The organism is Ruegeria sp. ABV3_008 (assembly GCF_056161185.1).
Genome location: NZ_JBSWYP010000001.1, coordinates 779,528 through 802,548 on the forward strand (window position 1 = coordinate 779,528; position 23,021 = coordinate 802,548).

General features: G+C 57.6%; 19 protein-coding genes, 3 tRNA genes and 1 pseudogene. 13 read left to right on the forward strand and 10 right to left on the reverse strand.

Going from position 1 to position 23,021, the window contains the following annotated elements; genetic code table 11:
- The first annotated feature begins 48 nt into the window (after nucleotides 1–48).
- Nucleotides 49–1,548: a CoA-acylating methylmalonate-semialdehyde dehydrogenase gene (locus ACXAH8_RS03915; protein ID WP_170467131.1), complete on the forward strand. Its 1,500-nt coding sequence runs from the start codon at nucleotides 49–51 to the stop codon at nucleotides 1,546–1,548.
- Between the two features lie 202 nt (nucleotides 1,549–1,750).
- Nucleotides 1,751–2,335: a L,D-transpeptidase gene (locus ACXAH8_RS03920; RefSeq protein WP_475216191.1), complete on the forward strand. Its 585-nt coding sequence runs from the start codon at nucleotides 1,751–1,753 to the stop codon at nucleotides 2,333–2,335.
- 71 nt (nucleotides 2,336–2,406) lie between these two features.
- Here ACXAH8_RS03920 and ACXAH8_RS03925 read toward each other — a convergent pair whose 3' ends face one another.
- Nucleotides 2,407–2,883 carry a fasciclin domain-containing protein gene (locus ACXAH8_RS03925; protein ID WP_170373597.1) on the reverse strand — a complete coding sequence of 159 codons (477 nt, stop codon included), beginning with the start codon at nucleotides 2,881–2,883 and terminating at the stop codon, nucleotides 2,407–2,409.
- A 71-nt stretch (nucleotides 2,884–2,954) separates the two neighbouring features.
- Nucleotides 2,955–3,806 carry a class I SAM-dependent methyltransferase gene (locus ACXAH8_RS03930; protein ID WP_475216192.1) on the reverse strand — a complete coding sequence of 284 codons (852 nt, stop codon included), beginning with the start codon at nucleotides 3,804–3,806 and terminating at the stop codon, nucleotides 2,955–2,957.
- A 139-nt stretch (nucleotides 3,807–3,945) separates the two neighbouring features.
- On the opposite strand from ACXAH8_RS03930, the gene ACXAH8_RS03935 reads away from it, so the two are divergent.
- The 4 genes from ACXAH8_RS03935 to mmsB all read left to right on the forward strand — a co-directional run bounded on the left by ACXAH8_RS03935 (nucleotide 3,946) and on the right by mmsB (nucleotide 8,234).
- Entirely contained in the window at nucleotides 3,946–5,061 is a 1,116-nt protein-coding gene (locus tag ACXAH8_RS03935; protein WP_170373595.1) for a carboxylate-amine ligase, read from the forward strand.
- A gap of 106 nt (nucleotides 5,062–5,167) precedes the next feature.
- Nucleotides 5,168–6,310: an acyl-CoA dehydrogenase family protein gene (locus tag ACXAH8_RS03940; protein WP_475216194.1), complete on the forward strand. Its 1,143-nt coding sequence runs from the start codon at nucleotides 5,168–5,170 to the stop codon at nucleotides 6,308–6,310.
- 7 nt (nucleotides 6,311–6,317) lie between these two features.
- A complete protein-coding gene (locus tag ACXAH8_RS03945) occupies nucleotides 6,318–7,358 on the forward strand; it encodes an enoyl-CoA hydratase/isomerase family protein (RefSeq protein ID WP_475216195.1) in 1,041 nt (346 codons plus the stop codon).
- Nucleotides 7,359–7,361: 3 nt separating this feature from the next.
- Nucleotides 7,362–8,234, forward strand: coding sequence for a 3-hydroxyisobutyrate dehydrogenase (gene mmsB / locus ACXAH8_RS03950; RefSeq protein ID WP_475216197.1), 873 nt, complete (start codon nucleotides 7,362–7,364; stop codon nucleotides 8,232–8,234).
- Between the two features lie 79 nt (nucleotides 8,235–8,313).
- Here the strand turns inward: mmsB and uvrA are convergent, their stop codons facing one another.
- The 3 genes from uvrA to ACXAH8_RS03965 form a co-directional block, all read right to left on the reverse strand.
- Nucleotides 8,314–11,172 (reverse strand): excinuclease ABC subunit UvrA, encoded by a 2,859-nt coding sequence (gene uvrA / locus ACXAH8_RS03955; protein ID WP_475216200.1) that lies wholly within the window; start codon nucleotides 11,170–11,172, stop codon nucleotides 8,314–8,316.
- Between the two features lie 175 nt (nucleotides 11,173–11,347).
- A tRNA-Asp gene (locus tag ACXAH8_RS03960) sits at nucleotides 11,348–11,424 on the reverse strand.
- 45 nt (nucleotides 11,425–11,469) lie between these two features.
- Nucleotides 11,470–11,546 (reverse strand) — tRNA-Asp (locus ACXAH8_RS03965).
- Between the two features lie 289 nt (nucleotides 11,547–11,835).
- On the opposite strand from ACXAH8_RS03965, the gene ACXAH8_RS03970 reads away from it, so the two are divergent.
- The 3 genes and pseudogenes from ACXAH8_RS03970 to ACXAH8_RS03980 all read left to right on the forward strand — a co-directional run bounded on the left by ACXAH8_RS03970 (nucleotide 11,836) and on the right by ACXAH8_RS03980 (nucleotide 14,398).
- On the forward strand, nucleotides 11,836–12,555 hold the full coding sequence (locus tag ACXAH8_RS03970; RefSeq protein ID WP_475216202.1) for a porin: 720 nt from the start codon (nucleotides 11,836–11,838) through the stop codon (nucleotides 12,553–12,555).
- A gap of 91 nt (nucleotides 12,556–12,646) precedes the next feature.
- Nucleotides 12,647–12,721, forward strand: a tRNA-Val gene (locus tag ACXAH8_RS03975).
- A gap of 90 nt (nucleotides 12,722–12,811) precedes the next feature.
- Nucleotides 12,812–14,398, forward strand: a pseudogene (locus ACXAH8_RS03980) (APC family permease).
- 39 nt (nucleotides 14,399–14,437) lie between these two features.
- Here the strand turns inward: ACXAH8_RS03980 and lon are convergent.
- The 3 genes from lon to ACXAH8_RS03995 form a co-directional block, all read right to left on the reverse strand.
- Nucleotides 14,438–16,846, reverse strand: coding sequence for an endopeptidase La (lon, locus tag ACXAH8_RS03985; protein WP_475216204.1), 2,409 nt, complete (start codon nucleotides 16,844–16,846; stop codon nucleotides 14,438–14,440).
- Nucleotides 16,847–17,049: 203 nt separating this feature from the next.
- Nucleotides 17,050–18,180: a tRNA guanosine(34) transglycosylase Tgt gene (gene tgt / locus ACXAH8_RS03990; protein WP_475216206.1), complete on the reverse strand. Its 1,131-nt coding sequence runs from the start codon at nucleotides 18,178–18,180 to the stop codon at nucleotides 17,050–17,052.
- A gap of 63 nt (nucleotides 18,181–18,243) precedes the next feature.
- Nucleotides 18,244–19,155 (reverse strand): nucleoside hydrolase, encoded by a 912-nt coding sequence (locus tag ACXAH8_RS03995; protein ID WP_475216208.1) that lies wholly within the window; start codon nucleotides 19,153–19,155, stop codon nucleotides 18,244–18,246.
- Between the two features lie 175 nt (nucleotides 19,156–19,330).
- Here ACXAH8_RS03995 and ACXAH8_RS04000 point away from each other — a divergent pair, with 175 nt between their 5' ends.
- The 3 genes from ACXAH8_RS04000 to ACXAH8_RS04010 all read left to right on the forward strand — a co-directional run bounded on the left by ACXAH8_RS04000 (nucleotide 19,331) and on the right by ACXAH8_RS04010 (nucleotide 20,952).
- Nucleotides 19,331–20,221: an SPFH domain-containing protein gene (locus ACXAH8_RS04000; protein WP_170373587.1), complete on the forward strand. Its 891-nt coding sequence runs from the start codon at nucleotides 19,331–19,333 to the stop codon at nucleotides 20,219–20,221.
- Nucleotides 20,221–20,499, forward strand: coding sequence for an NfeD family protein (locus ACXAH8_RS04005; RefSeq protein WP_475216210.1), 279 nt, complete (start codon nucleotides 20,221–20,223; stop codon nucleotides 20,497–20,499). The genes ACXAH8_RS04000 and ACXAH8_RS04005 overlap by 1 nt, the downstream gene beginning before the upstream one ends.
- Before the next feature lie 90 nt (nucleotides 20,500–20,589).
- Entirely contained in the window at nucleotides 20,590–20,952 is a 363-nt protein-coding gene (locus tag ACXAH8_RS04010) for an SUF system Fe-S cluster assembly protein (RefSeq protein WP_170458085.1), read from the forward strand.
- A gap of 215 nt (nucleotides 20,953–21,167) precedes the next feature.
- Here ACXAH8_RS04010 and ACXAH8_RS04015 read toward each other — a convergent pair whose 3' ends face one another.
- A complete protein-coding gene (locus ACXAH8_RS04015) occupies nucleotides 21,168–21,524 on the reverse strand; it encodes a hypothetical protein (protein ID WP_475216212.1) in 357 nt (118 codons plus the stop codon).
- Nucleotides 21,525–21,712: 188 nt separating this feature from the next.
- On the opposite strand from ACXAH8_RS04015, the gene ACXAH8_RS04020 reads away from it, so the two are divergent.
- Complete coding sequence (locus tag ACXAH8_RS04020; RefSeq protein ID WP_170467154.1) at nucleotides 21,713–22,078, forward strand: HesB/IscA family protein; 366 nt, start codon at nucleotides 21,713–21,715, stop codon at nucleotides 22,076–22,078.
- Here ACXAH8_RS04020 and ACXAH8_RS04025 read toward each other — a convergent pair.
- A complete protein-coding gene (locus tag ACXAH8_RS04025) occupies nucleotides 22,075–22,986 on the reverse strand; it encodes an isopenicillin N synthase family dioxygenase (protein ID WP_475216214.1) in 912 nt (303 codons plus the stop codon). The genes ACXAH8_RS04020 and ACXAH8_RS04025 overlap by 4 nt on opposite strands.
- Between the last annotated feature and the right edge of the window lie 35 nt (nucleotides 22,987–23,021).

Sequence of the window (23,021 nt, forward strand, 5' to 3'; positions counted from 1 at the left end):
TATTTCTGCAAGCCTATTCTGCGCGCAAACATATCGGAGGAGTTTGCAATGCAAGATCTGACTCATTTCATCAATGGCGAGAACGTGGCCGGAACCTCGGGCCGTTTTGATGACGTTTTCAACCCGGCAACGGGTGAAGTTCAGTACAAATGCCCAATGGCAAGCGCGGCCGAAACCACCGCCGCGATCGAAGCAGCCGCAGCCGCGCAACCCGCGTGGGGCGCGACCAACCCGCAAAAGCGCGCGCGCGTCATGATGGCCATGGTCGGCCTGATGAACCGCGACATGGACAAACTGGCCGAAGCGCTGAGCCGTGAGCATGGCAAGACCATCCCCGACGCCAAGGGCGACCTGCAGCGCGGTCTCGAGGTGATCGAATACTGCATCGGCGCACCGCAAATGCTGAAAGGTGAGTTCACCGACAGCGCAGGTCCGGGTATCGACATGTACTCGATGCGCCAGCCTTTGGGTGTTGTCGGTTCGATCATGCCGTTCAACTTCCCGGCGATGATGCCTCTTTGGCACGTTGGTCCGGCGCTGGCCTGCGGCAACGCCGTGGTTCTGAAGCCGTCCGAGCGTGACCCTTCAGTTCCGCTGATGCTTGCCGAGCTGTTCATTGAGGCCGGTCTGCCCAAAGGCGTCTTCCAGGTCGTCAATGGCGACAAAGAGGCCGTGGACACCATCCTGGACAGCGAAATCATTCAGGGCGTCAGCTTTGTGGGCTCGACCCCGATCGCGCAATACATCTACAGCCGCGCAACGGCAAACGGCAAACGCGCGCAGTGCTTCGGTGGTGCCAAGAACCACATGATCGTCATGCCCGACGCGGATCTGGATCAAGCCGCAGACGCGCTGGTCGGCGCAGGTTTCGGCGCGGCGGGCGAACGCTGCATGGCAATCTCGGTTGCCGTTCCTGTGGGCGAAGAAACCGCAGACCGTCTGATCGAGAAGCTGATCCCGCGCGTCGAAAAGCTGAAAGTCGGCCCCTACACAGCCGGAGACGACGTGGATATGGGACCCGTTGTGACCGGAGCTGCAAAAGAGCGTATCCTCGGCCTGATCAACTCGGGTGTTGAGCAAGGCGCGAAGCTGGTCGTCGACAACCGCGATTTCAGCCTGCAGGGCTATGAAGACGGTTTCTTCGTCGGCCCGCACCTGTTCGACCACGTGACGCCTGACATGGATATCTACAAGCAGGAAATCTTCGGCCCGGTTCTGTCGACCGTTCGCGCGGGCTCCTACGAAGAGGCAATCGGTCTGGCGATGGACCACGAATACGGCAACGGCACCGCGATCTTCACGCGCGATGGTGACACTGCACGTGACTTCGCCAGCCGGATCAACATCGGCATGGTTGGCATCAACGTCCCGATCCCGGTTCCGCTGGCCTACCACACCTTTGGCGGCTGGAAGAAATCCATGTTCGGTGACCTGAACCAGCACGGCCCGGACAGCTTCAAGTTCTACACCCGCACCAAGACTGTCACGGCTCGCTGGCCGTCTGGCATCAAAGAAGGCGGCGAGTTCAACTTCAAAGCGATGGACTGATCCAAAGCCAAATCTGTTCAAACCCGGCCGCTCTGGCCGGGTTTTTCATTGGCAGGGTTCCGCCAGAACCCTCCAAAACCAGGATTCTCACGATAAATTCAAGCTGTAGAGGCTGGCAATTTGCGAGCCTGGCAAATATTTTCGGCGCAACTATATATTCGAGCAGATTGAACCTCCGGAGGTCGCCTTGTCCAAATCCAATATGACTCGCCGTACGGTCCTTTTGGGGGCTGCATCCGTTCTCGCCACACCTGCCCTCGTCCGCGCGCAAAGTTCCGATGCGTTTCCGCAAACCGAAGACGCGATCAGCACGCAACTGCCGGTCCGCCGAAATGTCTCGTCGTTCTCGCAGCAGAACTGGCAAGACCATTTTGATCAGCTCGGTGCGGGCTGCCTGCTGGCCGACATCACCAGCCGCGCGGTTCACTATTGGGGACCGGACGGGACGTATAAGCTGTACCCCAGTTCGGTTCCGATGAGTGAAGAGCTGACGAGGCGAGGCTACACCAAGGTCGTCCGCAAGGCCGAATACCCGACATGGACGCCAACCGCCTCGATGCGGGAACGTGATCCGTCTCTGCCCGTTCGGATGGAGGGTGGTGACCCCGGCAACCCGCTGGGAACGCGCGCGATGTATCTGGGCTGGCCAGCTTATCTGGTCCATGGAACCCACGACACCCGCAAGATCGGACGGCAGAGTTCCTCGGGCTGTATCGGCCTTTACAACCAACATGTCGAAGAGCTGTACCCTCTGGTCCAAATCGGCACGCAGGTACGTTTGGTCTGAGGTCTAAAACTCAGAAACAGCAAAGCCCCGGCCATCAGGACCGGGGCTTTTTGTTTAACGGGGCGCCAAGGTTATTCGGGCAGAATAACCTCATCGACCACATGGATAACGCCATTGCTGGCTTCGATGTCGGCCTGCACCACATCAGCGCCATTCACGCGGACGCCATTTTTTGCGTTGACGCTCAGACGATCGCCCTGAACGGTCAGAACCTTCGCGCGCTTGCCAGCGATATCACCCGACATCACTTTGGCAGGCACAACGTGGTAGGTCAGAATTTCAACCAGTTTGTCCTTGTTTTCCGGCAGCAACAGGCTTTCCACCGTGCCTTCGGGCAGAGCAGCAAACGCCTCATCTGTCGGTGCAAAAACGGTGAAAGGGCCGTTGCCCTTCAGCGTGTCGACCAGACCGGCGGCCTGAACGGCTGCGACCAGTGTGGTGAACGATCCCGCAGATACGGCGGTGTCAACGATGTCAGCAGCCTGAGCCTTGATTGGCATGGCAAGTGCAACGGCGGCGGCAGCGCCCATCAATGTGCGACGAAACATGGCTGTCTTCTCCTCTCCAGCTTGTTATGGAAAGGGGTACGGCGCATGTTTCACACCGGATCACTTTAGGATCACTGTTCTTTGATCTGAACCCAGATACTCTGCGCCCGACCATCATTCAGAAACGGCAGCGCCTTACACGCATCGGGGCGGTCTTTTTGCAGATAATACCCCGGCCAAAGCATTGAAAAACCGCCAGATTGCAGCAGGGCGTGCAGCATGTACTGCTCACCCCAACCGGGGCAATCATAGAAGAACCGCTTGGGATATTCGTAGGGCAAAAAAACATCATGCACGTGGATGACAACGCCCGGTTTCAGCGTCGGAATGATGCGGCAGAAGAGATGCGCGACGTCATTGCTCATCCTAACAACATGGCTGGAATCGATGAACAGAACATCCCCGGCCTCGAGCTGTTCGAACAGCGCCGGATCTACCTCCTCCAGCCTTTTTTGTTCGAACGCATCGACCACATGAGCGATATCCGCCCGCGGGTACGGGTCGATGGCTGTGATATGTGTATCCAACCCTCCGTCAAGGATGGCTTGCCGCGTCACGCGGGTTGAGTTGCCGCAGCCGACCTCGATCACGCGTTTCGGTTTGAACCTGCGGATCATCAGATACAGAGCGTCAGCATCCGGACTGTCGTAATAGCCATTGCCCAACCGATATCCCGTCTGGTTCCGGGCCGGGTCCTTGAGGGCCTCCAGCGCATCCTTGTGCTGACCGTATTCGGCGACCAGTTCTGCGATGTCGAAACCTTCCATACCCGGTGACAGCGCGTAAGCGGGGCGCTCCAGCCCGCCTGCCCGCTCGAACGCCTCCAGCCGGGCGCGTTCGTCCTGTTCGGTCACCTTGTCGACCAGCTTCACCCCTAGCTCATCAAGGGCTGCGTTGATCTGCGGGAATTTTCTGGGTTTCACGAGGCCGGCTCCGTTATCGCTTTGCTGCCCGTTCCTTAGCGCTGCTTGCGGTCGCTCCGCAAGCGGCGCAGCGGCAAACCCTTGGCAAAACGTTGATTTACGTATTCACTGATTGCATTGGAAAATGGCAGGTAGGCCCATGCAACAAGATTTCACGATCGGCATTGAAGAAGAATACCTGCTGGTCGACCGCGACAGTCTGCATCTGGCCGAGGCCCCCGCCGCATTGATGGAAGCCTGCCAGGCGGATTTCGAAGGACAGGTCAGCCCCGAGTTCCTGCAATGCCAGATCGAAGTTGGAACCCGCCCACACACGACTGTCAAAAGCGCGCGCGAAGATCTCAGGCGTCTGCGCTCATGTGTGTCCAAACGGGCCGCCGAGTATAACCTCAGCCCGATCGCCGTGTCCTGCCATCCTTTTGCCGATTGGAAAAAACAGCACCACACACGCAAAGAGCGTTACGACGCGCTGCAACACGCTTTGGGCGGCGTTGCACGGCGGATGCTGATTTGCGGGATGCATGTGCATGTGGGGGTTGAGGACCCGGCCCTACGCGCAGACCTGATGCCGCAACTCAGTTACTTCCTACCCCATCTGCTGGCGCTTTCGGCGTCCTCCCCTTTCTGGAATGGAGAGGATACGGGGCTTTCCTCCTACCGCCTGACCGTGTTCGACAACCTGCCGCGCACGGGATTGCCGCCGGTCTACAACAGTTGGAGCGAGTACGAACGCACAACCGGCGTCCTGGTCGAGCTTGGCGTGATCGAGGACACCACGAAAATATGGTGGGATCTACGCCCCTCCCATCGATTCCCGACGCTGGAAACACGCATCATGGACGTCCAGCCGCGGCTTGAGCACACCTTATCTCTGGCCGCTCTCGTGCAGGCCCTGACCCGTATGCTGTGTCGCCTGAAGGCCCGCAATCTGCGCTGGCGGCAATATGACCGCTTCCTGATCGGTGAAAACCGCTGGCGTGCGCAACGCTATGGGGTCGGCGAAGGGCTGATTGATTTTGGGGATCGGTCGATCAAACCCATGGCCGAGCTGATCGGCGAACTCATGGGAATGTTGGCTGAAGATGCTGAGGCGTTGGGGACCATGACCGAACTCGCCCGCCTGCGTCAGATCGCCGAGACAGGCACCTCGGCCACCCGCCAACGGCGCGTCCATGCCGAAGCTGTCGCGAAGGGCGAAGACCCAGGCCAAGCCGTTGTCCGTCATCTGATCGAAGAGTTTCACGCGGACCTTTAGCGAACTCTACACTCAAACAGCTCTCAGGATTGCTCATCCTGAAATAGTTCTGTAACGATTACGAAATAAACAATCGTTCAATTCTTTGCCTGTGGGAGGGTGCGCAATGGATTTCGGGCTGACCGAGGAACAAACGGCCATTTTCGATATGGCCTATGGATTTGGGCAGGACAACATCGCCCCATTCGCCCACCAGTGGGAGGCCGAAGGCACAATCCCCAAAGAGCTTTGGCCCCGTATCGGAGAGCTTGGCTTTGGCGCGCTCTACGTCTCGGAAGACAGCGGCGGGGCCGACCTCAGCCGTCTCGACGCAACCCTCGTGTTCGAGGCGCTGTCCATGGCCTGCCCCTCGGTCGCGGCGTTCCTGTCGATCCACAATATGTGCGCCAAGATGCTGGACAGTTTCGCCAGTGAGGATCTGAAATCACGGGTCATGCCCGATGTACTGAGCCTGAACACAGTGCTGAGCTATTGCCTGACCGAACCCGGCTCCGGCTCGGACGCCGCCGCGTTGAAGACGCGGGCGGAGCGCACGAACGAGGGCTACACTCTGAACGGCACCAAGGCCTTTATCTCAGGTGGTGGGTATTCGGATGCATATGTCTGCATGGTCCGCACGGGCGCGGAAGGACCAAAAGGGATCTCGACCGTCTATGTCGAAGACGGCACGCCGGGTCTAAGCTTTGGTGCGCTGGAACAGAAGATGGGTTGGAAAAGCCAACCCACAGCGCAGGTCCAGTTCGACGATTGCAACATCCCTGCGGGCAATCTGGTCGGTACCGAAGGCGACGGCTTCAAATACGCCATGATGGGTCTTGATGGAGGGCGTCTAAACATCGCCTCCTGCTCCCTAGGCGCAGCGCAGGCCGGGTTGGACATGACCCTGCAATATATGTCGGAACGGAAGGCATTCGGGCAATCCATCGACCAGTTCCAGGCTCTGCAATTCCGCCTGGCCGATATGGAGATCGAATTGCAGGCCGCGCGCACCTTCCTGCGACAGGCCGCCTGGAAACTAGATCAAGGCGCGCCGGATGCGTCGAAATTCTGCGCAATGGCCAAGAAATTCGTGACCGAGACCGGCTCAAATGTCGTGGATCAGTGCCTGCAACTACATGGCGGCTATGGCTATCTTGCCGACTATGGCATCGAAAAGCTTGTACGCGACCTGCGGGTGCATCAAATACTCGAAGGCACAAACGAAATCATGCGCGTGATCGTGGCGCGCCACCTGCTGGCCGGAACCTGAGGGGATCATGCCTGACATCGACATACGCACGACCGGTCGCGCCGGGCGCATCACCCTGACCCGCCCAAAGGCGTTAAACGCCCTGAGCTATGAGATGTGTCTGGCTATCGACACCGCGCTGCGCAACTGGCGCGAAGACGACGAGGTCGACCTGATCATCCTCGACGCCGAGGGCGACAAAGCCTTTTGCGCAGGCGGCGACATTGCCAAACTCTATGAAACCGGGCTCGCCGGGGATTTCTCGCACGGGCAAACTTTCTGGCGCGATGAATACCGCCTGAATGCGCTGATCTTCGTATACCCCAAGCCCATCATCAGCTTTCTGCAGGGCTTCACCATGGGCGGCGGTGTCGGTATGGGGTGCCACGGAACCCATCGCGTGGTCGGAGAGACGTCGAAAATCTCGATGCCGGAATGCGCGATCGGGCTGGTTCCGGATGTCGGCGGCTCTTTGATGTTGGCTCTGGCACCTGGGCGGCTGGGCGAATATCTTGGCCTCTCCGCCTTTCGGATGGGACCGGCGGATGCCATTTACGCCGGGTTCGCCGATCACTTCATCCCTCAGGCCACGTGGCCGGACCTAATCGAACTGCTAGAGGCGTCGGGCAACGCCGAGCTTGTCACCGATCACGCCCAACCCGCACCCGACGGGAAACTGCAGCAGATGCAACCCGAGATCGACCAGTATTTTGCAGGCGAAACGCTCGAGGATATCCTCATCACCCTTCGCTCCGAGGATACTGATTTCACATCGAAAACGCTGGACATGATGGGCCAGCATGCCCCGCTCTCCATGGCCTGCACGGTTGAGATGATCCACCGCCTGCGCGGCCCGTCCCTGACCATGCATCGTGCATTGGATATGGAGTACCGGTTCACCTATCGCGCGCAGGAACACGGAGATCTCATCGAAGGTATCCGCGCGCTAATCATAGATAGGGATCGTAGCCCAAGCTGGCAGTACCCGGATATGAAAGTACCCGCTGTTGCGGTGTCGAAAATGCTGCAACCGCTTGGCGCGAACGCACTGACTTTTCAGGAGGACTAAGAGATGCAAATCGGTTTTATCGGCTTGGGCAATATGGGCGCGCCGATGGCGGCCAACCTTGCGAAGGCCGGGCATAAGGTGACAGGTTTCGACACGGCGGGTGTAAGCGTTGATGGCGTGACGCAAGCGCAATCCGCAACAGAGGCCGCCTCGGGCGCCGATGCCGTCATCACCATGCTGCCGAATGGCGACATCCTGCGCGCGGTTGCCAACCAGATCATCCCGACCATGCAAAAGGGCGCGGTGTTGATAGACTGTTCGACTGTCGACGTAGACAGCGCTCGGGCCGTGGCAGAGCAAGCCATCGCGGCGCATCTTCTGTCCGTGGACGCGCCGGTCTCCGGCGGGATCGGAGGGGCCTCGGCCGCCACCCTCACCTTCATGGCTGGCGGATCATCCGACGCATTTGCCAAGGCCGCCCCGCTCTTCGACATCATGGGGCAAAAAGCCGTGCATTGCGGTGAGGCCGGTGCTGGACAAGCGGCAAAAATCTGCAACAACATGATCCTCGGCGTCACCATGATCGCAACCTGCGAAGCATTCGCACTCGCCGACAAACTGGGTCTGGACCGGCAAAAGATGTTCGACGTGGTCAGCACGTCCTCTGGCTATAGCTGGACCATGAACGCCTATTGCCCCGCCCCCGGAATCGGCCCCACCAGCCCCGCGGATAATGACTATCAGCCGGGCTTCGCCGCCGAATTGATGTTGAAAGACCTGCGCCTCAGCCAGCAAGCTGCCGAAAGCGCCGATGCCGACACCCCGATGGGCCAAGCCGCAACTGCGCTCTATCAGCAGTTCGTCGAAGCCGAAGGTGGTTTGGGCCAGGACTTCTCAGCCATGCTGCCCAGATTTGAAAAACGCAGCCGAAAATAAGGCGCAAGGATCCTTCATTCATCTGGCCAAAAATATCCCGGAGCGCGAGGCAGAGCCTCGCAAAACACCGTGTCGCAGCCTATTCAGCCGCGACGCGTGTGCCTGATAGCATCGGCTTGAGGTAACGCCCGGTGTGGCTCCGCTCAACCTCAGCCACCTCTTCCGGTGTTCCGGTCGCAACGATCTCGCCACCGCCATCGCCACCTTCCGGGCCGATATCAATGATGTGGTCTGCGGTTTTCACAACGTCCAGATTGTGTTCGATCACGACAACCGTGTTCCCCTGATCGACCAGTTCATGCAGAACTTCCAACAACTTACGTACGTCTTCGAAATGCAGACCCGTGGTCGGCTCATCGAGAATATAGAGCGTCCGCCCGGTTGAGCGTTTCGAAAGCTCCTTCGACAATTTGACCCGCTGCGCCTCACCTCCGGACAGCGTGGTCGCCTGCTGACCGACCTTAATATAGCCCAGCCCAACGCGCGCCAAAGCATCCATCTTGTCGCGGATCGACGGAACGGCCTTAAAGAACTCCTGCGCGTCTTCGACCGTCATGTCCAGCACATCGGCGATGGACTTGCCTTTGAATTTGATCTCCAGCGTCTCGCGGTTGTACCGCGCGCCCTTGCAGGTTTCGCAGGTTACGTAGACATCGGGCAGAAAGTGCATCTCGATCTTGATGACGCCGTCTCCCTGACACGCCTCGCATCGGCCGCCCTTGACGTTGAAACTGAACCGCCCGGGCTTATAGCCACGCGCTTTGGCCTCGGGCAATCCGGCGAACCAGTCCCGGATCGGCGTGAACGCCCCGGTGTAAGTCGCTGGATTTGAACGCGGAGTCCGTCCGATGGGGCGTTGGTCGATGTCGATGACCTTGTCCAGATGCTCCAACCCCTTGATCGTCTCGCATGGCGCAGGCGTCTGGCGCGCGCCGTTCAACCGCATCGAGGCTGTTTTGAACAGCGTTTCAATCGTCAGCGTCGACTTGCCCCCACCCGACACGCCGGTGACACAGACGAATTTGCCCAGAGGGAACTCGGCGGTCACGTTCTTCAGATTGTTGCCCGTCGCCTTCACCACGGTCAGCTTTTTCTTGTTGCCCTTGCGCCGTTCAGCAGGCACCGCAATTTCTCGCGTGCCAGCCAAATATTGCCCCGTCACGGAGGCCGCATCTGCCGTGATCTCGGCTGGCGTTCCCTTACTGACGACCTGCCCACCGTGGACGCCCGCTCCGGGGCCGATGTCGAACACATAGTCGGCCTCACGAATGGCTTCTTCATCGTGTTCGACGACGATCACCGTATTGCCCTGGTCACGCAGGTTTTTCAGAGTGCCTAGCAGGCGATCATTGTCCCGTTGGTGCAAGCCGATTGACGGCTCGTCCAGAACATAGAGAACGCCGGTCAGACCCGATCCGATCTGGCTGGCAAGACGGATACGCTGGCTTTCACCACCGGACAGAGTACCACTTGAACGTGACAGTGTAAGATATTCCAAACCAACGTTATTCAGGAACCCGAGTCGTTCGCGAATCTCTTTCAATATCGCTCGTGCGATCTCGTTCTTCTGAACGCTCAGATGGTTCGGCGCGTCCTCGACCCAGGCCAGAGCCTCGCGGATCGACATCTCGACCACCTGACCCACATGCAGACCTGCGATCTTCACGGCCAAGGCTTCGGCGCGCAGACGGTAGCCTTCGCAAGTGCCGCAAGGACGGTTGTTCTGGTAGCGCTCGAACTCTTCTCGAATCCAGGCGCTGTCGGTCTCGCGGTAGCGACGCTCCATATTCGGAATGACGCCTTCGAAGTTGCGAGTCACCTGATAGACACGCCCGCCCTCATCATAGCGGAACTGGATTTCCTCATCCCCAGAGCCGCGCAGAAACACCTGTTGCACCTTCTTAGGCAGGTCTTTCCACGACGTGTTCTTGTCGAACTCATAGTGGCGCGCGATGGCTTCGATGGTTTGCAGGAAATACGGTGATTTCCCCTTTCGCCACGGCGCCAAGGCCCCGTCATATAGCCTCAGTGTCTGATCCGGCACCACAAGGCGTTCGTCAAAGAACAGCTCAACCCCCAGACCATCGCAATCCGGGCAGGCCCCGAACGGGGCGTTGAATGAAAAGAGGCGCGGTTCGATTTCGGGAATCGTAAAGCCGCTGACCGGGCAGGCAAAGTTCTCACTGAAAGTAATCCGCTCAGGATCCCCTTCGCGCGGCGCGGTTTCCAGAATCGCGATCCCATCGGCCAGATCCAGAGCGGTGCGCAGACTGTCGGCCAGCCGCGTCTCCATCCCTTCGCGAACGACGAGGCGATCCACAACCACGTCGATATCGTGGCGGAATTTCTTGTCCAGCGTCGGCGGTTCATCCAGTTCGTAGAATTCACCATCCACCTTGACGCGCTGGAAGCCCTGTTTGCGCAGTTCAAGAAACTCTTTCCTATATTCGCCCTTCCGGTCGCGCACGATGGGGGCCAGCAGGTAACCGCGCGTGCCCTCCTCCATCGTCATAACTCGGTCGACCATGTCCTGCACTTGTTGCGCTTTGATCGGCAGACCCGTCGCAGGGCTGTAAGGTGTCCCCGCACGTGCAAACAGCAGGCGCAGGTAGTCATAGATTTCGGTTACCGTCCCAACGGTCGAGCGCGGGTTCTTTGACGTGGTCTTCTGTTCGATCGAAATCGCCGGAGACAGACCGCTGATATGGTCCACATCCGGCTTTTCCATCATATCGAGGAATTGCCGCGCATAGGCCGAGAGGCTTTCGACATAGCGACGCTGACCTTCGGCATAGATCGTGTCGAAGGCCAGCGAGGATTTACCCGAGCCAGACAGCCCGGTGATCACCACCAGCTGGTCGCGCGGGATATCCACGTCGATGCTCTTGAGGTTATGCTCGCGCGCGCCGCGCACCTCGATATTCTTCAGCTCAGCCATTCTGGCCCCCAACAAACACGTCCCTCAGAGATAGGCGAGCGGCGCTGAGTCTCCAACAGAAAAGTTAGAACAAAATGTGAACTCACCGATTATTGCCGACACATACTGACATCAGCCCGAAACAACGCCGGACTCGAGCTAAGATCCTATGTTTTTCGGAACATTCGAGGGAAAATGGCGCGGTTGACGGGGCTCGAACCCGCGACCCCCGGCGTGACAGGCCGGTACTCTAACCAACTGAGCTACAACCGCGCATCTATTTTCGTGGCCTTTGAACTGGACCAAGTCTGGCAGCGATGGCGCGGTTGACGGGGCTCGAACCCGCGACCCCCGGCGTGACAGGCCGGTACTCTAACCAACTGAGCTACAACCGCCCGCTGCCCGTTCGTTGCTGAACGTTGGGGTGTATTATGGCTACGCTCGGGCATCGTCAAGCGGCGTTTTGAAGTTTTTTGCCTGAAGCCTGATTTTTGTTTGCAGCCACTCCTCGGCCATCCTTCGAGGCGCGGCCCATACGACCGCGCATTTGTGCCTCACCTGCAACAGCACATTGAAATCGCGCCGACCCCCTACTCATCCTTAACGATAAAAACTAACCAGACATTCATGCGCTTTAGTCTCATTTTGACCCGCGCCAACAAAAACACAAATCGGAGCAGCAACATGAAAAAAATCATTGCTACCAGTGCATTGACCAGCCTTCTACTGACTGGCGCAGCATATGCCGTCGAGGTGACCGGCGGATATGTAGACCTAGGCTATTCCACCTTCACAGACAGCGATCTTGGTGATGTCTACAACCTCAACGGCGCGGGCGAGCTGGCGTTTTCCCGTGCGTTCAGCCTGCAGCTGGATGCCGGCGCTTACCGGTTCGAGGATGAGGACTTTGACGGCACAAGTGTCACCTTGCACGCCAATCTGCATACACAAAACGCCTCATTCGGTGCTTTCTACGGGCAGGACCATATCGAAGACGAGACGTTTCAATTCTACGGTGTTGAGGCCGGTTTCGGCGCAGGCCCCGCACAGATCGAAGGGTATCTGGGCTTTCAAGATCTGAAGGAATTCTCTGACGCAGATGGCGTGATCCTGGGCTTTTCGGCCGAAGGAGCCGTCACCGAGAAATGGACTGTGATCGGCAAATACGACTACGTAAACGATATTGAAGGTGCTTTGGACGTCAGCGCATTTTCGATTGGCGCGACCTATAATGTTGGCACCAATGCACAGGTTTACGGCGAATTCGGCGCAGCCCACCTGTCCATCGGCAGCGGCAGCAGCACCGAACCCTTCCTTGGCGCAGGTGTCCGTATCAATCTGGGCAACGAGCGCGGAACAACCTTCGGACGCCGTGGCGTTCTGGACAAACTGCCCGGCCTCTAAAGAACATCAGACCCCGGCTTGCATACCGGCCGGGGTCCCGCCCCTATAAGTCTTGCAGCCGGGAATGAGCTGCGATAAGACGCCGAGCAATGGGTGATTAGCTCAGTGGTAGAGCGCTTCGTTCACATCGAAGATGTCAGGAGTTCAAATCTCTTATCACCCACCACCTCCAATTTTTCCCATCTCCAGACAACGCTTGTCAGGTCAGAAGCCGCCTGCGTATCCTTGATATACGCAGTGTAAAGGGTCGACGCGGATGGCCAAATTGAAGCGTGACATTGGCCTACTGGGTCTGACCTTCATCTCCGTTGGCGGCATTATAGGCTCTGGGTGGCTGTTCGGCCCGCTCTTGGCTGTGCAACACGCAGGCCCAGCTGCGGTTCTGTCCTGGATCATTGGTGCGGTGGCCATGTTTATTCTGGCCATCACCTTCGCCGAAATCTCGGCCATGCTGCCTATCCCCGGCGGGATTGCTCGGGTTCCTCAATTCTCTCATGGCAACATCGTCGCGATGGCAATGGGTTAGACCGCCTGGATCGGCTACAACACCACTGCGCCCATCGAGGTTGAGGCGATGTTGAAGTACTTAGCCCCCTATGCGCCGTGGCTGCACACTTCCGAGAGCGGAAATCTGACAAGCGCAGGTGTGCTCGTCGCTCTGTCCTTCATGCTTCTATTTGTTGCAGTCAACGCCTTGGGCGTCAAATTCTTCACGCGCGTCAACGCCACCCTAACCTGGGCGAAGATAGCGATTCCCGTCATTCTGTCAGCACTCTTGATCGCAAGCAGGTTTGAGGTTCAGAACTTCAACCAACCCGACGGGTTCGCCCCATACGGTCTGCAAGGCATCATGGCTGCGGTGTCGACTGGGGGCGTGATCTTTTCCTTCATCGGATTTCGTCACATCGTCGATATGGCAGGTGAAGTCCGCAACCCGAAATTCGCAATCCCAGCCGCCTTGGTCCTGTCGATCGTGATGTGCGCGGCCATCTATCTAGCCCTACAGATCGCATTCATCGGCGCCCTTGATCCAACTTCCCTTGCACAAGGCTGGTCCAGTCTCAGCTTTGGTGGCGAGGGGCCGCTGGATGCCGTGATAGTGTCCGTGGGCATTGTCTGGTTCCTAAGCGTATTGAATGTCGGTTCAGTCATAGGGCCATTCGGCAACGGGCTTGTTGCAACAGGTTCGAATGCCCGGATCGCTATGGCCCTGTCGAAGAACGGTTTTCTTCCCCAACGCATCATGCAGTTGTCTTCTTTTGGAATACCCTTCTGGGCGCTTGTGCTGAATTTCGGGATCGGAGTTTTGTTCCTGCTTTCGGTCCCGTTTACCACGGTCATCGCATTGAACGGGGCGGCAATTGTCTTGTCTTTCGCGGTAGGGCCGATCGCTGTCGTATGCCTTAGAAAGCTGATGCCAGATCACCCACGCTCAATCCGAATCCCCGCTGTCCGTTTCGTAGGCGCACTGGCCTTCGCCATAGCGACACTGATCGTTTATTGGAGCGGATGGGACACCGTCTGGCGCTTGGGCGTCGCGTTGATCATCGGAATGATCTTGTTGCTGATCCGCTTTCACAATCGTCTGGATGAAATGGACGTGGCCGAAGCGCGTTGGCTGATGCCCTATTTCGTCGGCATCGGTGTAATTTCAATATTTGGCCAGTTCGGAGAGGGTGCTCTAAAATTCATCCCGTTCGGCTGGGATATTCTGGTCTGCATTCTGTTCTCGACGGGGATATTCATGATCGCTGTCCGGTCGTCCTTGGCCGACGAAAAGTTTCAGAAATACATCGAAGAAGAGGAAATTTTGGACCCGAAACAACCAGTTGTCGGGCTATAGAAAAAAGGCGGGGACCAGCCCCGCCTTTTTCTTTGTGTCTTAGTGCGCCGTTGCAGACGGCCCAGAGCTTTCAGCCGCTTTTGCTGCCGCAGCCGCCGCCTCTTCTGCGGCTTCGTCCCATTCGATGGGCTCAGGCTCTTCCACCAACGCCTGTTTCAGCACTTCCGAGACGTGTTTGACCGGGATGATCTCCAACCCTTCCTTCACGTTGTCCGGAATGTCGGCCAGATCCTTTTCGTTTTCTTCCGGGATCAGAACCGTCTTGATGCCACCGCGCAGAGCCGCCAGCAGTTTTTCCTTCAAACCACCGATCGGCATCGCATTCCCGCGCAGTGAGACCTCACCCGTCATGGCGATATCCTTGCGCACTGGAATGCCAGTCAGCACGGACACAATCGAAGTCACCATCGCCAAACCGGCCGACGGGCCATCCTTAGGCGTTGCGCCATCCGGCACGTGCACGTGGATATCGATCTTGTCGAACTGAGGCGGCTTCACCCCGATCTGAGGCGAAATCGACCGCACATAGGACGAGGCTGCGTCGATAGATTCCTTCATCACATCGCCCAGCTTACCGGTGGTCTTCATCCGCCCCTTGCCAGGCAGTTTAAGCGCCTCGATATGCAGAAGGTCACCGCCCACGGACGTCCACGCCAGACCGGTCACGACACCAACCTGATCATCCTGCTCAGCTAGCCCATATCGGAACTTGGGCACGCCGAGGAAATCATCAAGATTCTCAGGCGTCACGGTAACCGAGTCAGCCTCTTTCTTGATGATCTTGGTCAGCGACTTCCGCGCCACTTTGGCGATTTCACGTTCGAGGTTCCGCACGCCCGCCTCGCGGGTGTAAGTGCGGATGATCGACTGCAGAGCCTCATCGGTCAGTTCAAATTCCTTTGCCTTCAGTCCATGGTTTTTGACCTGCTTGCTGATCAGGTGCTGCTTGGCGATCTCGGATTTTTCCTCTTCGGTATAACCGGCCAGCGGGATGATCTCCATCCGGTCCAGCAGAGGCCCAGGCATGTTGTAGCTGTTCGAGGTGGTCAGGAACATCACGTTGGACAGGTCATATTCGACCTCAAGGTAGTGATCGATGAACGTGCTGTTCTGTTCCGGGTCCAATACTTCCAACATTGCCGAGGCCGGATCACCACGGAAATCCTGCCCCATCTTGTCGATCTCATCGAGCAAGATCAGCGGGTTCGTGGTTTTCGCCTTTTTCAGCGCCTGAATGATCTTACCGGGCATCGAGCCAATGTAAGTCCGACGGTGACCACGAATCTCGGATTCGTCGCGTACGCCGCCCAGCGAGATGCGAATGAACTCGCGCCCCGTGGCTTTGGCAACCGATTTGCCAAGTGAGGTTTTACCCACGCCCGGAGGGCCAACAAGGCATAGGATCGGGCCTTTCAGCTTTTTCGAACGCTGCTGAACCGCCAGATACTCAACAATCCGCTCTTTGACCTTCTCAAGCCCATAATGATCGGCGTCCAGAATGTCCTGCGCGCGGCCCAGATCCTTTTTGACGCGGGATTTGGTGCCCCACGGCAGCGACAGGATCCAGTCCAGATAGTTACGCACGACGGTGGCCTCAGCCGACATCGGGCTCATGTTGCGCAGCTTCTTCAGCTCGCCTTCGGCCTTTTCGCGCGCCTCTTTCGACAGCTTGGTCTCGTTGATCTTCTCTTCCAGCTCGGCGACTTCGTTCGAGCCGTCCTCGCCGTCACCAAGCTCCTTCTGAATGGCCTTCATCTGCTCATTCAGATAATATTCGCGCTGCGTCTTCTCCATCTGGGATTTGACGCGGGTCTTGATCTTTTTCTCGACCTGCAGAACCGACATTTCGCCCTGCATTAAGCCATAGACCTTCTCAAGCCGCTCACTGACCGAGAGCGTCTCAAGCAATTCCTGCTTTTGCTCGACCTCAATGCCCAGATGACCCGACACAAGGTCGGCCAGCTTGGCAGGCTCGGTGGTCTCGCCCACGGCAGCCAAAGCTTCCTCGGGGATGTTCTTGCGAACTTTGGCGTAGCGCTCAAACTCATCCGCGACGGTGCGCAGCAGCGCTTCAGTTGTGGTCACATCGCCGGGGATTTCGGTCAGATACTCGGCACGGGCTTCGAAAAACTGATCGTTTTCAAGGAATTCCGTGATCTGCACACGCGCCTGCCCTTCGACCAGCACCTTTACGGTGCCATCGGGCAACTTCAGCAGTTGCAGGACATTGGCCAGAACACCGGCCTGATAGATACCATCCACATCCGGATCATCGACACTCGGGTCGATCTGGCTGGACAACAGAATTTGCTTATCATCCTGCATCACCTCTTCCAGCGCGCGGACCGATTTGTCTCGGCCCACGAAGAGCGGCACGATCATGTGTGGGAACACCACAATATCGCGCAGCGGCAGGACGGGGTATGAGGAATTCAGAGGCTCTTGCATGCTCTATCCTTATCATTGGCAAGACGGCTCTGGTCCCTACTTGAGGCAACCGCTGGCCGTCTCCTGTCTTGGATGGTTTAAGGTGGGGCTGTTACCGCCCTATTTCAACCTCACCACCGTGTCTCAATTCGCAGCATGACCAAAGGTTCTGCGGACCGCAAGGCGCGCTAGGAAGATATCCACCGAAATTGTGCCGGTGCCTGCTAAATCGGCTCAATATCGCCCTGCGTGCGCTGCGCATGGAAATTGGCCTGCCAGGCCTCAAACGTTCCTGCCGCAATAGCGTCACGCATACCCTGCATGATTTCCTGGAAGTAGTGCAGGTTATGCCAGGTCAGCAGCATGCCCGAGATCATCTCATTCGAGCGGAAAACATGGTGCAGATAGGCGCGCGAGTAGTTCGAACAGGCCGGGCATGTGCAATCTTCGTCCAGCGGGCGTGGATCATCGGCATGGCGCGCGTTCTTGATGTTCACCACACCGTGTCGCGTGAACACCTGACCGGTGCGACCGGACCGGGACGGCAAAACGCAATCCATCATGTCCACACCGCGCGCCACAGCGCCCACGATATCATCCGGTTTCCCGACGCCCATCAGGTAGCGCGGCTTGTCGGTGGGCAGGAAATCGGGGGCAAAATCGAGGCAGTCAAACATCGCCTCCTGCCCCTCACCCACGGCCAGACCACCGATAGCGTAGCCTTCGAACCCGATCGCTTTCAACGCCTCGGCGCTTTCTTCGCGCAGGTCTTGCTCCAGCCCGCCTTGCATAATCCCGAACAGCGCGTGGCCGGGGCGATCCCCGAACGCATCGCGCGACCGCTGTGCCCATCGCATCGACAGCTGCATCGACTCGGCAATGCGCTTCCGGTCCGCAGGCAGTGAGGGGCATTCATCGAAACACATCACGATGTCCGACCCCAGCAGGCGCTGAATTTCCATCGACCGTTCCGGCGTCAGCTCATGCTTGGAGCCGTCGATATGAGATTTGAAGGTCACGCCCTTTTCGGTCAGTTTGCGCAACCCTGCCAGAGACATGACCTGAAAACCGCCCGAGTCGGTCAGGATGGGACGTTCCCAATTCATGAACTTGTGCAGCCCTCCCAAACGGTCGATCCGTTCGGCCGTGGGGCGCAGCATCAGGTGGTAGGTATTGCCCAGCAGGATATCGGCCCCGGTGGCGCGCACACTTTCGGGCATCATCGCCTTGACCGTTGCTGCAGTGCCAACCGGCATGAACGCAGGCGTACGAACCTCGCCGCGTGGCGTGTTAATCACGCCGGTGCGGGCTTTGCCGTCGGTTGCTTTGAGGTCAAAGGAAAACTGCTGGGTCATGTCATCATCTCGGATCGCGGAACCGGGCAGGATTTGCCCGATCCGCCGGGTCTTTGCAACCCGTCAGGGCAGAGAGGCCACGCGGGCCGTAAACAGATCAACAACCCCTGCCCCGTCAACGTCCCGGCAGACCCAAACCGGGGGCCGCCCCTCATCCGGGACTGTGGCTCCGATTGCCTCTCCCTCGGTTGCCACCTTCAATCCGGTCTGAACGGAGTCGAACATATGATCATGGGTACAGGCGATGACGGCGGTCGAGTCGTGAAGGCCGCAGCCTTCCAACCCTCCGATCTCTTTGTAGAACTTCAGATAGAACCGAGAAATATCGCGCAGAAATGCCCCCATGTCGGGCGATCTCAGAGCCAAATCCTCGAAATCAGCACTCTTGTAGAGCGTTTTCAGCGTCACATCCAAACCAACCAGAACAGTCTCAGGCGGTGCCGAAAACACCGCGTCGGCGGCTTTGGCATCGTGGTAGATATTTGCTTCGGCATGTTCCGTGATGTTGCCGGGGCAATAGACTGCGCCGCCCATAATCACCAAGCGCTTGAGGTTCGTTGCAAACTCCGGATCCAATGCCATGGCATCCGCGATGTTGGTCAACGGGCCAACCGCGCAAACGACAAGCTCACCCGGATGTTGGCGTGCCATGTCGGCCAGAAACGCGGACGCGCTCAGGTCGTGGTTCTGCCCGATCTCAGGGATTTCAGTCAGATCACCGAACCCCTCGGGTCCGTGCACATGCTCGGATGGGCTATGGTCGTCCTCACCATGAGCAAAGGGGGCGCCCTGCGCCACAGGGACAGCTAGTCCAAGTTTATCAACCAGATAGCGCGCGTTGCGGCTGGATTGATAGACATGGGTATTTCCGAAAACGGTGGTTAGCCCGATCAGGTCAATCTCGGGTGCGGCCGCAGCGTAGGCAATCGCCATTGCATCATCGATGCCGGGATCTGTGTCGATTATCAGTTTCATCCTCACCCGATAGCGCAAGCATTCACAGATGCAAAGCGGTCACTGTCGCTTGTTGCGGCCATCAGTTTCGAGCATTCCGGATTTGCAACCACCCCGGTTCCCGCCATACCAGAGTTGAAATTGGGCGACTCAATCCCCAAATGTATACTATAGTACACAATAAAAGAGGACAGTTATGACAGAAGAGCAGATCATCGGATTGCTTTCGTCGAATATCATTTACCTGTTGGCCGCCATTCTGGTGGTGGTCGTCATTTTCAAAGGCATCAAAATCGTTCCCCAATCTGAGAAATACGTGGTGGAACGGTTCGGACGCTTGCACTCGGTCCTTGGGCCTGGAATCAACTTTATCGTTCCGTTTCTGGATGTTGCGCGTCACAAGATATCCATTCTTGAGCGTCAGCTGCCCAATGCAACGCAGGACGCGATTACCAAGGATAACGTGCTGGTGCAGATCGACACCTCGGTTTTCTACCGCATTCTCGAGCCGGAAAAGACCGTCTATCGTATCCGTGATGTAGACGGAGCGATTGCGACTACGGTTGCAGGTATCGTGCGGGCTGAAATTGGTAAAATGGACCTGGATGAGGTCCAATCGAACCGTGCGCAGTTGATTGCGCAAATTCAAGCCAGCGTAGAAACCGCCGTCGATGACTGGGGTATCGAAGTGACCCGGGCCGAGATTCTGGATGTGAACCTCGATCAAGCCACGCGCGATGCGATGCTGCAGCAGTTGAACGCGGAGCGCGCGCGTCGCGCTCAGGTCACTGAGGCAGAAGGTCAGAAACGCGCGGTTGAGCTGCAGGCGGATGCTGAACTCTATGCGGCCGAGCAAACCGCAAAAGCTCGCCGCATTGAGGCCGAAGCCGAAGCCTACGCAACCGGCGTTGTTGCAAAGGCCATTCAGGACAACGGCATCGAGGCCGCTCAGTACCAGGTCGCTCTGAAACAGGTGGAATCGCTGAACGCCCTGGGTAATGGTACAGGTAAGCAGACGATTGTTGTGCCGGCCAATGCGCTCGAGGCATTTGGCGATGCGTTTAAGATGCTCAAAGGGGTTAAATGATGGCAGACCCGTTTTGGATGACGTGGTGGATCTGGATGGCGGGCGCTCTGTCGCTCGGCATACTCGAGATCGTCCTGCCCGGGTTCATCTTTCTCGGATTCGCTGTCGGGGCAGCGGGCACTGGCCTGCTGCTTCTGATCCCGGGTCTTGCGCCCTCTCTGCCGGTTCTGATGCTGATCTTCGCAGTTCTGTCGCTGGTCGCATGGCTGGCCCTGCGTAAGACATTCGCGCACCCGCATGGGCAAGTGAAAACGTTTGAACGTGATATCAACGACTAAGCACAGGCAGTGCCCAAGAGTCATTGCACGACTGGACGCTGCCAGACCTGTTCCCTATATAAATACTCAGGCAACTGACCCGAGGCAAAGATGACTCACCCGAGTGAACAGTTAGAAGGCACACCCTTGATTGCGCCATCGAGCATAGAACACCCCCTGTATGATCAGGTGGTCGAAGCATGCCGAACGGTCTTTGACCCGGAAATCCCGGTTAATATCTACGACCTTGGCCTGATCTACACGATCGACATCAAGGACGATAACGCCGTCAAGGTGATCATGACTCTGACCGCCCCGGGCTGCCCCGTCGCCGGAGATATGCCAGGGTGGATCATGGAAGCCATCGAACCCGTTGCTGGCGTGAAGGAAGTTGACGTCGAACTGACCTGGGAACCGCCCTGGGGCATGGAAATGATGTCAGACGAAGCGCGGCTTGAGCTGGGCTTTATGTAGCGCCAACACCCAACTAAGCCTTTGTCACAAAAGGTTAACCCGTCTGTTACCAAAGTGTAGAGCTACTGTCACAGTTCTGCGGGACACATGCGGCGCAAGTGTTTGTATTTCCAAACGCTCTTGCAAATGGGCCTGACTGGAAGACACCGCCCCCCATGGTATCGGCCCCGAAATTGGACCGCCCTTGCCCGAGGGCGGTCTTTTTTTTTTGAACTCTAGCTTACCCCGCACTTGGCCTTGATTTCATCCGATCGCGCGTCAAGCTGCTTGATGTAGTCACCGGACAGCATCTGCAACCGCTTGCCCTCGGTCCCCGTCACCAAACCCAGCAAAGCGCCTGCAGGAGTGATGGCGGCAACGCTTTCCAATTGCTTGTCCTCAGCATGTTTCTTCTCAGCTGCAATCGCGCGCAGATCGCCTTCGGCGGTTGCGCAGTTGATAGGATGTCGTTTCAGAGTTTCATCGGCAGTAGCTGGAACTGATAGAGACGCGAGCGTCCCGCCAACCAAGAAAGCCCCTAAACAAACCTTCACTAAACGTTCTAACCGGTTCATTTTACTTAAATCTCCCAAGAAGGATCTCTGATCTCAAGCACGTGACTGTGATCATCCAAAAACAGGCTAAACCTATACTCAACGCGAAAGCAACACGGACACAATTGTGCTCTAAGTATCAAATTTCATTTTCTAAGGGCGCACTGACTTGAGCCTACTGAAAGACGACCCTAAATTACATCTATCGCGCGACGACGGAGACTCAGATGTTCGGCATCCCCGGCAAACAAGCCGTGACCATGACGCCCAAAGCGGCAGAGCAGATCACCCGCCTGATGAAATCCGGCGGCCATGCCGGTCTGCGCATCGGCGTGAAGAAAGGTGGCTGCGCGGGCATGGAATATACCATGGACTACGTGGATGAAGCCGATCCCCATGACGAGGTCGTGGAACAAGACGGTGCGCGCGTGATGATTGCCCCAATGGCGCAGATGTTCCTGTTCGGCACCGAAATCGACTACGAGGTCTCGCTGCTGGAATCCGGGTTCAAGTTCAAGAACCCCAACGTGGTCGACGCATGCGGTTGCGGCGAATCTATCAAATTCGACGAAACCCTCGCCCAGCAATCCTAACTTGCGTTCAAGTGAACGTAGGTCTCGTTGTAACGCCGTGTCAGGTGCTCTCCGGCGGTGATCACCTGGCCTGACGTCGGAGGTGCCACATTCGTGTGGTAAGACGGGTTGAAGAACAGCGGGACCGAGATCCTCTCATTCGTGCCGCCAACCACACGATGCTCGGTCGCTTTGACGCGACCCGCGGTCCAGAATTCCAGCATCTCACCGAAATTGATGATGAATACGCCCGGCTCGGCCTCGACCTTTTCCCAGCTGCAATCGGGCATCCGCACCTCAAGCCCCGCGGTACCATCGGTCGCCAGTAGGGTTATGCAGCCATAGTCGGTATGCGCGCCGATGCCGAAATCCTTCTCTCCGGCCCAATCAGGACGCTGCGGATAGTAGTTCCCACGTAGCAACGCCATGGGCGTGTCAAACGCGTCGTCAAAACTGTCCGAGCCGCGCCCCAGAGCAACCGCAATTGCCCGCAGAACACGCATCGCGACATCGCAGGCGTCAATGTAGTAGGACTGAATAGCTTCTCGGAACCCCTCGGGCTTCGCAGGCCAAAGGTTGGGCGCATAGACGCTAAGATTTTCGGCGCGATATGGGTTTTCCGGCGGCAGCTCAAAGCCGCAATCGAACACTTCCTTGAAATCGGGATTCGCGTTTGGATCAACCTGCTCGGACTTCGGCGCGCCCCAGCCCCGGTTCGAGCCAGTTGACGCCATATCGACCGACTTTTTCTCCTGCTCGGGCAAATGGAAAAAGGCGCGGTAGGCTTCGATCATCTGCTGAACCCGCTCAGCGCTAAGCCCAGTGTTGCCGACGGTCAGAAACCCCACCTGCCCGACGGCCCGCAGCAATCTGGCAAGCTCATCAATGTCCTGATTGTCCAGTTTTTCAAGGTTGAGTTTGTCGATCATGGAACCCTCGGAATCGCTGCGCGGACCCTGCCTTT